Origin of the sequence: Devosia sp. WQ 349K1 (assembly GCF_016595685.1) — a bacterium.
Lineage (GTDB): Bacteria > Pseudomonadota > Alphaproteobacteria > Rhizobiales > Devosiaceae > Devosia.
In genome coordinates this window covers 129,690-143,154 of the sequence record NZ_JAENGO010000003.1, presented here as the reverse complement: position 1 = coordinate 143,154, position 13,465 = coordinate 129,690, and the positions used below count along the sequence as shown (strand labels likewise).

The following is a 13,465-nucleotide window of genomic DNA, read 5'->3' as shown; positions in this document are numbered from 1 at the left end:
CATTTCGAGAGAGGAATAAAAGGGTGCTGCGCGGGTAAAGGGAACCCGCGCAGCGCTATGCATTACATGCCGAAGTTTTCGTTCCAACGGTCAACCCAGCCACCCTTGGCTGCGTTCATCTTGCCGTAGTGGATGCGTTCGAGCGAGCCGATAACGTCCGCGCCATAGGTCCAGATCGAAGCCTGTTCCGGGGTCAGCTTGACGTTGGTGTTGACTGGAGCGTCGACGCCTTCTTCAGCCAGCTTCTGCTGGATTTCATCGGAGAGGATGAAGTTGATGAATTCGTATGCGAGTTCTGGTTCAGCAGCGCCAACTGGGATGTTGACGGTGTTGAGGGTCGCAATCGAACCTTCTTCAAGATCAGCCCAGACGACCGATGGCTTAGCAGCCTGGATCTGTGCGAGGGTGAAGTCCTGTGCGATCGACGCGGTGATTTCGCCGGTCGAGAACAGGTTAATCATTTCCGAGCCAGTGTTGTAGTTCTTGACTACGTTTGGCTTGAGTTCGCTCAGAGCTTCGAAAGCTGCGGTATCGTCGTCAAACGCGTCAGTGCCCTTGTAGAGACCGGCCTTGAGAACAACCATTGGGCCTGCAGTGGTGGTGATGCCTGGCAGCGAGAGCGAGGACTTGAAGTCTTCGCGCCACAGGTCGTTCCACGAGGTCACTGGAGTGGTCACAGCTTCGCTGTCGTAAACGATGCCAACGCGACCGATGGTGTAAGCTGGGCCGAAGCCGTCCTGAGGGTCCTTAGCCATTTCATAGATATTGGCTAGGTTCGGGAGCTTGCTCTGGTCGATCTGCTGGAACAGGCCCAGCTCGATACCCTGCTGCGAGAAGCTATCCGAGAAATACGCAACGTCGACGCCGCCGCCGTTACGGATCTGGATCTTATTCAGACGCTCACCGTTGTTGCCGGTTTCAAAAACGATTTCACAGCCGCACTGTTCGCGGAACGGCGCGAGCACGAGGCTTTCGAGCTTTTCACCGTTAAAGCCCCACCAGGAAATGGTGAGAGTCTTGGTCTGTGCCATAGCGGGCGCTGCGCTCGCGAGGGTGCCGACCGAAATTGCCAATGCCAGCGTACGCGCTAGGTTCTTGTGCATACCGAAAATCCTTGTTCCCTTTAGATACTTGTCTCGCAGACGTGGGTATCTTGGGAATAAGCCTATTTTTTCGGCTATGCCGGTGCAAGTTGCATATTTAGGCGTGTGGTACGGACCTCACAAGATTTACCTCTTGTTTACAATTTGCCGCACCACACAATCGGGTGAATCTGGCCGTTCTGCACGTTTACAAAGCCTTCCGGTGCCAAGGGAGAGGGGGCAACGAGCACCCAGCGCCATGGCGCGCAGGTCAGAGTCGCAAAAGCCAGACGCTCAGGGAAGCCAGCCCACCAACGCGGCGAATAGGTTGGCTCATACATCCACTCGATGGTTTCGCCCTGCGCGTAAAGCTCAAGCATTTCCTTGTCGAGTTCAGGGGCAGGGCGGCAGGTCATCAGCCCGCCGATTTCATAGTTTACCCGGGCCAGCACTTTACCGTCGTGCACCAGCGCCCACCCGCCTTGCTGCTCTTGCAGCGCATTGACCGCCAGCGCCATAGCCTCGTCGGACGAGCCGACCGCCCAGATGTTGTGTTTGTCGTGCCCCATCGAACAGGCCAGCGCCGTGTTCGGCGTCTTGGGGCCTGTCCCCAGCCAGAACATTTTTGAAACGCTCGCCGTGCCTGAGAACCGGTCGACAATAGCGAACTTCGTGATGTTGCGGCTGTCGTCGCGCTGCACCAAGCCGTCGACAATCGACAGATCGGTGGTGATGAACTCGTCATGCCAATGGAAGGGACGCAGCAGCGCCGCCTTGCAGCTGTCCGTCGCTCCCTCTGGCGCGGCGATGGCAAAATCGGCGGCGGTCAGGTCGCGGCCGATATTGACCGTCTGGCGCGCCCATTGTGGCCAGTCGATCGTGGGGACCTCAGCGATATATTCGCGGCCCTTCGAAACCTGCATCCCATCGGCCCAAACTTCCGAAATCGACAGTGTCGCTTCGTCGTCAAGGAACACGAGATCGGCGTAACGCCCCGGCGAGATCGAACCAACCCAAGGGGTGAGGCGCATGTGGCGCGCGGGGTTGATCGTCACCATCTGCACGGCCACTTCCATCGGTAGCCCGGCTTGAATGGCGAGGCGCACGTTATGATCCGTCGCTCCCAGCTTCATCGTGTCCGAGCACGAACGGTCATCGGTGCAGAGCGCAAAGTTCGACCAATCCTGCTGCCCGCGCTCGAGCAAGCCTTTCACCATGTCGGTCAGTGAATGCGGGCGCAGCTCCATAAAGAGACCACGACGCAGCTTGTCTGCCACTTCCTCGGCGGTCCACGCTTCGTGGTCCGAAGCCATGCCCGCACCGGCAAAGGCGTTGATATCGTCAATCGCCCGCATCCCCGCCGCATGGCCTTCGACCACACCGCGCGCTTCAAACGTCGCTTCGATCATGCCCCAAAGGCGCTCGTGCGACGGGTTCTCTGGGTTCCACACCGCTGGCCAATCCATCACCTCATCAAGGCCCGAAACAGCCAGATTTGTGGTCATGAACTTGAGCTGCTCGCCATAGCCGAAATGCCCGCCACCATGCTCATAGGCAGTGGGTGGCACAGCGGAGCCGGGTAGGGGGAAGATCTTTGCTGGCGAACCTGCGGCGCGCGCGGTCATCCAGAATTCGAGATTGTGCGGCCCATCGACATTGGAAAATTCGTGGCTCGCTTCGCAGGTCCAGGTGCAGCCAAAGGGCAAAACCAGCGCCGCTTCCCATTCCGGGGTGAGGTGGCTCGATTCAATATGCTTATGCACTTCGCCAAAGCCCGGCACGACCGAGAGATGACTGCGGTCGATCCGCTCGCCCACTTCGCCCGGATATGCGCCGGCTGGTCCAACCCAGGCGATGCGACGCCCCGAGATGACGATCTCTTGGTCCTCATGCCAATTGCGGCCATAGACGTCCAAAAGCCGACCGACGCGAATAGCTGTGTCGGCAGGCTTCTTGCCCAGTGCCACCAGTGCCAAATGCTTGCGGATCGCCACTTCGTCGCGCGCATTGATGAGGAGGTCATTTGGGAAATCGGTCATCGTAGAATCCATCTGCCGGGCTGCCAGCGTTCAATTTTGACCTAACACGATGATCGATCTACCGAAAGCGCGCAGCCCGAACCTTCCCCACACCCGGCCCCCAAAACTCCCCTACTTCAACCCAAACCCCAAGCCCTTGAGCACACCACTCAGCGCCTCGCGCCCGCGCAAAGCCTTAACCGTGCCCACGCGCTTAGCGATCATTTTGGTCCAGTCGATCACAGTCATGCCCTGGTTCTCCTGAAAGCCGCGCATGGTTTGATCGTAACGCGCCAGCGTCTCAGCATCAGCGGCATCGCCATAGGTCTCCTCATGCAACACGAGGCTTTGTGGCAGTCGCGGCTTCACCTCCGAGGCGCGTTCCTCGTCCGGATAGCCCAGCGTCAGCCCAAAAACGGCCACGCATTCTTTTGGCAGCCCGAGTTCGGCGGCCACTTCTGCTGGCTTGTTGCGCATGCCCCCAATGTAGCAACTGCCGAGCCCGAGCGAACTCGCCGCCACAACTGCATTCTGTGCCGCTAGAGTGGAGTCGATAACGCCAATGAGAAAGCTCTCCATATAGGCGAGACCGTCTCCGGGCAGCTCTTCGCGTTGCGCCAGTGTCCGCAACCGCGCCAGATCCGCGATCCAGACGAGAAACACGGGTGCGGCGACGATATGGGGATTGCCCCCGCTCAATTCCGCCAGCCGCGCTTTGCGCGCCGCGTCGCGCACCACCACCACGCTCCAGGCCTGCACATTGGATGACGTCGGTGCCGATTGCGCTGCCGCCACCAAAGCCTCAACGGCACCAGGCTCAACGGGCTTCGGCAAGTAGGCGCGCGCCGACTTATGGTCGAGCATCAGACCAATGGTGTCAGACCACACCGCTCCGGTCTGTGGGGCATCGACGCCATAGCGCCGCGCCAGACGGGTTGCGGCGGTGGTGTTTTGCGACTTGGCGTCCGTGTTCACTTGCGCAGGCGACATAGGAATATCGAAACTCTCTTACGTGTCCGTACCAGGATTTGAGCGTTATCCGCTTCCCGCGGTAAGGGCCATTGGCGAGTGTTAAAACGTCCATCATGCGTAATCTGTTCAGCGTGCTAGATGGCGAACCGCACACCGCGCCTTAATTACGCCAAACGGTCGATGGTATTGGCGGTGGAACGCGGGCACAATTTCCTGCGTTACCCACTGTAATCCGCTGGTGTTTGGGATTAATTTGGCTGCGGCGATTTGCCATCCCAGTCACAATGGTTTCATCCTCTGGCGGACTGGGGGCGATGCGACTACATACACCCGCAGGGTGAAACCAGCGCGGGGAATACTCCGCGTTCAACTGCGTACTGGCGCCCCCTGCCGGATTACGCGCTTTTTTGGTGAGACAAATGAACCTTCTCCGCACGATCGCTTTCGCTGGTTTGGCAACTGCTATGACCATCGCAGCAGCTTCTGCCGCTAACTACGAAGTTAAGATGCTCAACAAGGGCACTGACGGCACTCCAATGGTTTTCGAGCCTGCTTTCCTGCAGATCGAAGTTGGTGACTCGGTAACCTTCATCCCAACCGACAAGTCGCACAACGCTGAATCGATCAAGGATCTGATTCCTGAAGGCGCTACCCCATTCAAGGGCAAGCTGAACGAAGAAATCACCGTAACCTTCGACGTTGAAGGCGCATATGCTTACAAGTGCCTTCCGCACCTGGGCATGGGCATGGTTGGTCTGATCGTCGTTGGCGACGCACCAGCAAACCTTGCTGACATCACTGCTGCAAAGATGCCGAAGAAGTCGGCAGACGCCTTCGCAGCAATGGCAGCAATGGTTAAGTAAACTGCTGTTGGGTTCGGGCGGCGTTTCGTCGCCCGCGCCCTCTTCGCTTGCTCGCAAGCGTTTTGATCGTTGAGCATGGCTCCGATCCTCTAACTCCCCATAAATCGGCTATTTCACGCGCGCTTTGCTTGTCGCTCGGCACTGACTTATGCGAACACCTATGGGTGGATATGGGCAGCGCTGATCTAATGGTTCGGCGGTAACATGGGAGTGCGGTCAATGGCCTTGTTACGCGAACTCAGTCTTGAAACTCTGCTCTCGCGCGTTGCGGGCGTGTTGATTTTCGTCGCCCTGCAAGGGTTCTTCCTCGCCCTCTTTGCGCGCCTTATGGGCGATCGCCGTCCGCAGAATGAAGGCCGTCTGACGCCCAATCCCTTTGCGCAGCTCTCTGTCTGGGGTGCCGTTATTGGCGCGCTCTTTGCGCTGACATGGCCGCGCCCTATGCGCATGCGCGCCTCCGCCAATCGCTTCGGCCTTGCTGGAGTGATCGCGGCGGTCGTGCTGAGCCTTGTGGCTGTTGCGCTCTTTATTCCGATTGCCGATTGGCTGCGCAGCGTGGCGCTGATGCTGCCGCGCACGGGTGGCTACGCTGTAATTCTCATCCTGCAGCAATTCCAGCTGCTTGCCGCCGGTTCAATTCTCTTGAACCTGCTGCCCATCCCGGGTCTCGCGATGGGCTCTATCTGGACGGCACTCTGGCCGGAGCGCGAAAAGCGCTTGCTGCGTCATGAGCCGCTGGGTGTGGGCTTGGTGATCATCGCCTTGGTGGTTGGGATTGTGCCCAATCTTGCCAGCTACACCTTGCCCTTCCTGTCGCGGCTCTAGGAACTATTCCCCGGCGTGGCCGGTATATCCGAACTCGTCCATAATCGCGGCGATCGTGCCATCGGCGACGAGGGCATCAATTGCCTGATCGACCTGATCACGGAGGAACGTATTGCGGCTGGTGACCAGCGCGCCAATATGCACCACGCTTTCTGGCAAAGGCGTTGAGCCGATGATCCGCAGGGCCTTGGTGTCTTCGCGCTCACGCTGCATTTTGGCCAAAACGGGTTGCCACAGGATCATGCCACCAATGGTGTCATCGAGTACGCGTGTGGCCATCAAATTCGGGTCGGCATAGGGCAGGCGGCGCCAACGCTGATCTTCTGCCTGCTGCAAGTTCCAGTTGATCAGATTGAGCTCACCAAGGCTGGCCATAGCCGTGCCAAGGCGCACGTCCTTGGGAATGTCCGCAAGGCTCTGATAGTCGGTGTCTTTGACGGCGAGTACGAAGGGTACTGACGCGTAGGGACGGGTGATCGCAAAAGCTTCCGATATCGGCGAGTTCACCGAAACCGAAATGCCCATGAAAATATCGCAGTCATTGTTCATCGCCAGCGACAGCTCGTCGATGAACCCTTCACCATTGAGGGGGAAGCCACCAAAGCCTTCGAGCGATTTGACCTCGAGGAACAGGGCGTCGCCAATGGCACGGGCGATGGCATCATCGAACTGACGGGCCTGGCTGGTCATGTCGAAGCATGCGGTCAGGCTGTCGCCCGCAACGCGGCGGGTGTTGTCGAACAGCTCCTGGGGAATGCCTGTCTGAGCAAATGCTGTGCCTGCCAGCAAGGCGGTTGCGAGGGCTGCGGCGGTCATGCGGATCATTTGGCTCTCCTATAAACGAGAAAAGGGGCCGAAGCCCCTTTTCCAAATCGCACAGTCAGCAAATTAGTTCTTTGCCAGCTTGTAAACGAAGATCGAGTTGCCGGTACCGGTTGGAAGCGAAACTTCCGGGTGAGCCGACGAGATCGACGAAGCCGAGTTCGAGTAACCGGTTGGGATAACCAGGTACTGTTCGCCGTCGATTTCATAGGTTGCTGGGTAGCCGCCGATCGGAGCGTTCAGACGCTGCGACCAAACTTCTTCACCGGTTTCCTGATCCCATGCCTTGAGGTAACGACCAGCGTCACCACCGAACACGAGGCCACCTGCGGTCGAGAGAACCGACGAGGTGATGGATGGACGCGAACGGACCTTCCACTTGTCTTCACCAGCAGTTGGCGAAACGGTCAGAGCCTGAACCAGACCAGCTTCGGTGATGCCTTCTGGCAGAACGCGTGGGCCGAACTTAACTGCACCAACAGCGTTACCTGCGGTGAATTCAGTCTGGGTCGGAGCAACGGTGTTGCAAGCTTCGTTCAGCGGAATGAAGAACGATGCGTTGTCTGGGTTGTACGAAGCAGCCTGCCACAGCTTACCACCGGAAACCGAGGTACAGATCATGTGGGTTTCGCCAACGGACGAGAACACGAGGTCTTCGTTGATGTTGACCTTGCCGTCTGCGTCGATCGAGGAAACAACGTTCTGAACAACGGTTTCCTTGGACCAGAGGTACTTACCGGTGTCGCGGTCGAGACCCCATGCGATACCGATCTTGCCTGGTACGGAGACAACCATCTTGTGCGTTACGCCGTCGACTTCCTGGTCAACCAGGATACGTTCGAACGGAGCGTCAAGGTCCCAGTTATCGCGTGGCAGGTGCGAGTAGTACCACTTCAGTTCGCCGGTCGAAGCATCGATAGCGAGGGTCGAGTTGGTGTAGAGCACGTCGCCATCGCCCGAACCGCGGATGAGTTCTGCGTATGGGCCAGGCATACCGACACCCCAGTAGGTGGTGTTGGTTTCAGCGTCGTATGCGCCAGTTGCCCAAGGCGTGCCGCCCCAACGGTTTTCTGGTGGAACGTCGCCCCAAGAAGCCTGCTGCTCGGGGTTGTTTGGATCGTTGATGGTGTTGAAGCGCCACAGCTCATCACCGGTCTCAACGTCGTGAGCCATGATGTAGCAGCCGCCAGCGGTGCCGGCGATCGAGCAGCCCGAGATAGCCGAGATGATCTTGCCGTCAGCGATGACTGGACCGATGGTGTAGGAATAGCCGAGGTTGTAATCGAGAACCTGCTTTTCCCATGCGACCTTACCGTCTGCTGCGTTCAGCACAACGATCTTCGCGTCAGGAGTGGTCAGGATAACCTTGTCGCCATAGAGGGCGATCGAGTTCTTCTGACGACGTGCCTGGTTCGCCTGGTACGACCAAGTTGCTGGGATTTCCGCAGCAGCGTGGGTGTACTTCCAGATCAGTTCGCCGGTCTTCGCGTCGAGCGCTTCAACGATAGCGTTGTTGGTCTGGAGGAACATGATGCCGTCGTGGATCAACGGTGCAGTTTCCTGGATGCCAGCAACAGCCATTGGCCATGCCCAAGCGAGTTCCAGGTCACCAACGGTGTCCTTGTTGATCTTGTCGAGCTTGGAGTGGCCGTGGTTTTCGTAGTTACCGCGCCACATCAGCCATTCTTCAGCTGGTGGGTTGAGCAGCATTTCAGCAGTGACCGGCTCGTAGCCTTCGATCACGTTCTGAGCAAAGCTCGGGCTAGCAACAGCAACGAAAGCCGTCGAGGCGATCAGCATGCTCTTGAGGACGTTCGATTTCATAAGATGCTCCTTCACGTGGCACATAGTCTGTGTGCCCGGAATTCTTAGATCAGTTAGCAACCGGCAGGGTTTTGCCGAAAGTGAATGCCTGCGGCACGGACGGCGCTGCTGGAGCGGCCGGTGCAGCTGGTTCAGCACCACCCGGGAGCTGCTTGCCCCAAGTGTAAGCCTGCGGAACGGCTGGACCCGTTGCCGGCGCGGCAACTTCGCTAGCTGCTGCTGCAGGGCGGTTAGCCAAGCCAGCTTCAACTTCTGCCTGAAGCGAGATCGCGTAGAGCAGATCTTCGTCGGCAACCATCGGTTCATCGCCCGGCTCAGCGCCGTTGAATTCCATGATGTATGCAACGATGTTCAGATAGGCTTCGTCGCCGAGGGTGCCAGCGCCAGATGGCGGCATAGCAACAGCGATGAAGTCATAAAGACCGCCTGCAGAATCCCAGTTCTGCATAACGTCCATGCCGAAAAGGCCTGGAGCGTCCGGGCCTTCAAGCTGACGGCCATGACATGCAGCGCACTGCTGGTCATAAACGATCTTACCAGCGGCTGCTTGTTCTGCGGTGAAGCCAGCAGCATTCGCTACGCCTGCAAAGGCGGTGAATGCCACCATAGCGGCAGTGAGCCGCTTAGAGGTTCGAGTCACGATTACCCTCCCAACAAGGTGAGGTGGAGCAACCAAAGTTGCTTTGGTTATTTGATACGGTCGTGCGGCAGAGCGTCGTACAGCCGTGGGAGCGTGAAGCCAGCAAACATCCGGTCGTTTGAACGTTTAAAGGCCTAAGGAGGTATAGGTTTCTCCTATCGGTAAGATCAATAGAAACTTATGATCCAAGTCGACCGATTTCCCCATCAATCTGATATCTTTCCCTTAGGAGTTCGTAGGCTTTTGAGGCCTTAACTTCCGATAATGAGTGAATAATTTCGGACTTTAGGGTTTGGTCGCCTTTCCACATGCCAATGGCTGTCACGGTGAGTTGAACGGACTGTTCGGGAAGCCAGAACAGTGAGAAGTCAGCATCTTCGAGGTTCGCGGATGCGGCTATAAACCGCTCCGTGACACCAAAACTGACAGCACCTGAAAGGAGTTCCGCCTTAAACTGTTCACTATTTCGCGCGGGTTTCGCCTTAAATCCGCTCTCACGCAGCCAACCCGAGACGGCGAGGCGATTTAGCCCTGATGTGCCCGGCAAAACCGCAACCGAGTCGCCTGCGACAGGTATGGTTCCATCGCGCGCGACCAGCACCCAGCCCGTCACTGCGTCGGTTGGAATCGTCTGCAAATAGCCGCGGGTCTGTTCGCTATCGGCAACACCCCCCGCGATCACGTCGCATTGCGCGCGCGTCAGCAGCCAATTCCGTGGGTTAAAATCCGCGCCGATCGAGGCGAGCGTATTCACCACCAGTCGCAGTTCCATGCGATCGGCGATCATCTGCATCAGCTCGATGTCATAGCCGGGCGCTTCCGGATTGCCCGTCACCAGCGGCGGGAAGGCTGGTGGCACGCACAGCTTGATAAAGCCCGCGTCGCGCCGCTCCTTGAGCGAGGTGTCCGCTGGCAGAAAGCTCACCGCCGTCAGGCCGACAACGATAATGCCAATATTGATGGCCGTGCTCAGCCAGCGGTTTCGGCCCTTGCGCCTCATTTGCGGCCAAAGTCCCAAAGCGCGAGCAGGAAGAAGCCCACGGCCATGCATGCCGTCATCGTCGGCCCGATATAGGCCGGGAACTGATTGAAGTTGATCAGCACGCCGCGCAACATATCAACCGCATATGTCACGGGGTTGATCTGCACCAGAAACACCAGCCATTCCGGATACATCACCGCCGTCTGCGTGCGCGTCAGCGCCGGATCAAGCGGGAACACCGAGGATGAGGTGAAATAGAGCGGCAGGATGATGGTGTTGGAGAACACCCCAAAGCCTTCAAAGCTGCGCACCTTGCCCGCCAGCACCACGCCAAAGCATGTCAGCCCGAACGATAGCGAGAACATCAAAAACAGCGCCAGCAGCACCTGATCGACGCCCAGCGTCACATCGGCAAACCGCGCCAGAATGAGCACGATCGCGCCATGCAGGGTGGCAATCGTCGCCCCACCCAAAACCTTGCCCAGGAGGATCAGCGGCCGGGGCAGGGGCGAAACCAGCACCTCGCGCAAAAACCCAAACTCTCGATCCCAGATCACCGACACCGCGAATTGTATCGAGGTGTACATGATGTTCAGCACGATCACGGCCGGGAACAGGAACTGCAGATAGGTATAGGGGATGACATAGCGCACCTCCCCATAGACCTCGCCGCGGAAATAGGGGTTCAGCCCTACGCCCAGAATAAGCAGCCAAATGAGGGGTCGGCTGACGCCCCCGATCATCTGCCCCCGGTCACGCGTTGCCCGCAAAATTTCGCGCAGCCAGACGCCATGCACGCCGCGCAGCCAGATCATTGCCGTTGAACTCATCGTCTGCCCCCTCGGCGGCCAGCGGCTTTTTCTGCGTCACGCTTGCCCTCGGCTGTGTCGCGCAGCGCACGCCCGGTCAGCGACAGGAACACGCTTTCCAGCGATGGGTCCTGGAAGTGAATGCTGGCGAGATCGCCCTGATACTGCGCCAGAAACGCGTCAACCGCGCCCTTGTCGTCGGCCGGCAGCATGATCCGCCCATCGGCCATGGTCTGCCCACCCGCATAACTGCCCAAAATCGCTTGCCCAACGGCCTCGCTCTTGGGCATCACCTGCAACCAGCGCCGACCATATTGATCCTTCAATTCGCCCGGCGTGCCCTTGGCGATAATCTCGCCATGGTCGATCACACACACGAGGTCAGCGCTTTCCACTTCCTCGATATAGTGGGTCGTGGTCAGCACGGTCAGCCCGCGCTCGGCACGCAGCTTGTCCAAGTAGAGCCAAATTCGATTGCGCGTCTGCGCGTCGAGCCCAACCGTCGGCTCATCCAAAAACAGAATTTCCGGATTGTGCATCAGCGCCCGTGCGATCTCGAGCCGCCGCCGCATCCCGCCCGAGAAATTGCGCACAATGTCGTCTTCCCATTCGGTCAGCTCGACCAGCGCCAGCACTTCAGCGCTGCGTTGCTTGCGCTCCTTGGGCGAGAGGCCATAAACGCGTCCGTGGAAATCAAGGTTCTCCCAGGCGCTCAACCGGTCGTCGAGGCTCGAATCTTGAAACACCACGCCCAGCGAGCGTCTCGCCTTGGCCGATTGCTTGACCACGTCGAACCCGGCAATGCTCGCCGAGCCCGCCTCGGGGCGGCGCAGCGTGCACAAAATGCTCACCAGCGTGGTCTTGCCCGCGCCATTAGGCCCGAGCAACGCATAGCTGGCGCCGCGCGGAATGGTCAGGCTGACGTCTTTGAGCACTGTGTGGTCGCCATAGCGGGCAACGACATGTTCCACAGTCACAGCATTGGCCGTCATGGAAATGGGCCTTATCTCTTTGTTACTTGTCCGGGCGTTGCCACGTTTCCGCAGCGAGGTCAAAGCCAAGCTGTAACGCAGCTGCGCAGTTTTTGGTGACAACTGCGCCTGCAACACCCGGGTTCAATGCTAAATCTGAGCATTGTGAATGGCTTGCGCAATCCGGCTCAAACAAAAACGCCCCAAGCATAACTCGGGGCGTCCCAATTGCTTTTGCCGTTAAAACTCAGGCAGCAATCACATTGATTGTCAGCGCATCGCCCGAAGAGACTACGTCGATCAGGCGGTCGATATTGGGGTGCGCGCCCGGATTGTTGCAGGCGTCTTCGGTGTGTTCACCAAAAACCAGCAAGCCATGCTCGGCGGCAGTCACGTTCAGCGCGCCAAATTCCTGCTGCAGATACTGATAAACCTTGAGCGAGCCCTGCTTACCCGGCGCATTTTCTATTGTGGCCACAACTGCGCCCGCACCATCCACCAACTCAATCCGCGCCACCCCGTCGATAGCCGGGAGCAGGCCCAAATTCTCTTTAAAATCCGCGCCAGGTTCAATCATCAGTGCCTCGTAAGGGAAGGAGTTTTGGTTCGAGGCCGTTTAGCAGGGAACGGCGAGGATGGGGAGAGGGGGCATTGCCCCCCATCTCACCCCAGCGCCCGCGCCACCAGCCAGTCCGGTGCGCCCACCGTCTCTGGTGCCTGATACCCCTTCGCCGTTGTTTCCAGCGCCCCAATGAGGCTCGCATAGGGTTCGGCGCGCATATATTGCGTCGGCACCAGCGCTACGATGCGGCGGATTTGGTTGGGGAACCGATAGAACGTCACCCCGCTTCGATCCAATCCATGCGCCACCATCAGCGGGGTCAGACACACGCCATTGCCCGCGCTTACCAGCGCCATGGCTGTCTCAAAACTGCGGCAGCGCGCGGTGATGTGGTGGTCGGGCAAAACCCGATCATACCAATCAATGCTTTGGTTGGTGTGCTGCGTGCCGAAGGAAAACTGAATGGCCCGATTGAGCTGTGTCTGCTGTTCGTCGTTGAGGTCATCGATGGACCGCGTTGCCTCCAGCTTGAGGCTGCTCGGCACCGCCAGCACATAGGGGTCTTCCAGAAGCGGCACCTGCACAAAGCCCACCCCGGCCTCCGCCACCGAGTTCGCCGCCAACAGCCCGATTTTCACCCGGCGCGCATAAAGATATTCGAGCACCTCATTGGGCGCAGCTTCCAGAATATCAAAATCCAGCGCATGGCCGCTGTCTTGCATGTCGGCCAAGGCCTGCGGCAGCAACACGCGCAACAGCGAGTTCACCCCGGCAATGCCGATGGTCATGCGCTTGCCGTCTTGAAACTGCTGCAGCCCGTCTTCGACCTCGCCTAGGGTGCGCAACAGATGCTCCACCTTAGGCAATAGATAGCCACCAGCCTCCGTCAGCGCCATTTCGCTGGCACGCCGTTCAAACAGCAAAGTGCCTGTATTTGTTTCGAGCTTTGCCAGCTGTTGGGAGAGCGAGGGCTGGGTCAGGCCAAGCTGTTTTGCCGCCTTCGTCAGCGTCTTCGATTGCGCGACAGCCCAGAATATTTTTAGCTGGTGTAGCGTTAGATCGCGCGTGCTCAGGGTCACTCTCCTCGAATTGACT

The 13,465-nt window shown here is 58.5% G+C and carries 13 protein-coding genes; 2 read left to right on the top strand and 11 right to left on the bottom strand.

Annotated elements, in window-relative coordinates:
• Positions 1 to 62 precede the first annotated feature (62 nt).
• The 3 genes from JHL21_RS06820 to JHL21_RS06810 all read right to left on the bottom strand — a co-directional run bounded on the left by JHL21_RS06820 (position 63) and on the right by JHL21_RS06810 (position 4,090).
• Entirely contained in the window at positions 63 to 1,103 is a 1,041-nt protein-coding gene (locus JHL21_RS06820) for a PotD/PotF family extracellular solute-binding protein (protein WP_182395121.1), read from the bottom strand.
• Positions 1,104 to 1,240: 137 nt separating this feature from the next.
• Positions 1,241 to 3,133, bottom strand: a complete 1,893-nt coding sequence (locus JHL21_RS06815; RefSeq protein ID WP_200212654.1) for an adenine deaminase — start codon at positions 3,131 to 3,133, stop codon at positions 1,241 to 1,243.
• 99 nt (positions 3,134 to 3,232) lie between these two features.
• Complete coding sequence (locus tag JHL21_RS06810) at positions 3,233 to 4,090, bottom strand: NADPH-dependent oxidoreductase (RefSeq protein ID WP_200212653.1); 858 nt, start codon at positions 4,088 to 4,090, stop codon at positions 3,233 to 3,235.
• Positions 4,091 to 4,491: 401 nt separating this feature from the next.
• Here JHL21_RS06810 and JHL21_RS06805 point away from each other — a divergent pair, with 401 nt between their 5' ends.
• Both JHL21_RS06805 and JHL21_RS06800 read left to right on the top strand, forming a co-directional pair.
• Positions 4,492 to 4,935, top strand: coding sequence for a pseudoazurin (locus tag JHL21_RS06805; protein ID WP_169194749.1), 444 nt, complete (start codon positions 4,492 to 4,494; stop codon positions 4,933 to 4,935).
• A 219-nt stretch (positions 4,936 to 5,154) separates the two neighbouring features.
• Positions 5,155 to 5,760 (top strand): hypothetical protein, encoded by a 606-nt coding sequence (locus JHL21_RS06800; protein WP_200212651.1) that lies wholly within the window; start codon positions 5,155 to 5,157, stop codon positions 5,758 to 5,760.
• Positions 5,761 to 5,763: 3 nt separating this feature from the next.
• Here JHL21_RS06800 and JHL21_RS06795 read toward each other — a convergent pair whose 3' ends face one another.
• From JHL21_RS06795 to JHL21_RS06760, 8 genes are all read right to left on the bottom strand, one after another.
• A complete protein-coding gene (locus JHL21_RS06795; RefSeq protein ID WP_200212649.1) occupies positions 5,764 to 6,585 on the bottom strand; it encodes an ABC transporter substrate-binding protein in 822 nt (273 codons plus the stop codon).
• Positions 6,586 to 6,648: 63 nt separating this feature from the next.
• The gene (locus JHL21_RS06790) at positions 6,649 to 8,406 is read right to left on the bottom strand and encodes a PQQ-binding-like beta-propeller repeat protein (protein ID WP_182395131.1); all 1,758 of its coding nucleotides are present in this window, start codon (positions 8,404 to 8,406) and stop codon (positions 6,649 to 6,651) included.
• Between the two features lie 49 nt (positions 8,407 to 8,455).
• Complete coding sequence (locus JHL21_RS06785) at positions 8,456 to 9,046, bottom strand: c-type cytochrome (RefSeq protein ID WP_169194753.1); 591 nt, start codon at positions 9,044 to 9,046, stop codon at positions 8,456 to 8,458.
• Positions 9,047 to 9,224: 178 nt separating this feature from the next.
• Positions 9,225 to 10,046 (bottom strand): ABC transporter substrate-binding protein, encoded by an 822-nt coding sequence (locus JHL21_RS06780; RefSeq protein ID WP_200212647.1) that lies wholly within the window; start codon positions 10,044 to 10,046, stop codon positions 9,225 to 9,227.
• Positions 10,043 to 10,858, bottom strand: a complete 816-nt coding sequence (locus JHL21_RS06775; protein WP_248305919.1) for an ABC transporter permease — start codon at positions 10,856 to 10,858, stop codon at positions 10,043 to 10,045. The genes JHL21_RS06780 and JHL21_RS06775 overlap by 4 nt, the downstream gene beginning before the upstream one ends.
• On the bottom strand, positions 10,855 to 11,829 hold the full coding sequence (locus tag JHL21_RS06770; protein WP_200212645.1) for an ATP-binding cassette domain-containing protein: 975 nt from the start codon (positions 11,827 to 11,829) through the stop codon (positions 10,855 to 10,857). Before JHL21_RS06770 ends, JHL21_RS06775 begins: the two co-directional genes overlap by 4 nt.
• A gap of 226 nt (positions 11,830 to 12,055) precedes the next feature.
• A complete protein-coding gene (locus JHL21_RS06765; protein WP_200212643.1) occupies positions 12,056 to 12,385 on the bottom strand; it encodes a DUF2322 family protein in 330 nt (109 codons plus the stop codon).
• 86 nt (positions 12,386 to 12,471) lie between these two features.
• Positions 12,472 to 13,449 carry a LysR family transcriptional regulator gene (locus JHL21_RS06760; protein ID WP_200212641.1) on the bottom strand — a complete coding sequence of 326 codons (978 nt, stop codon included), beginning with the start codon at positions 13,447 to 13,449 and terminating at the stop codon, positions 12,472 to 12,474.
• Between the last annotated feature and the right edge of the window lie 16 nt (positions 13,450 to 13,465).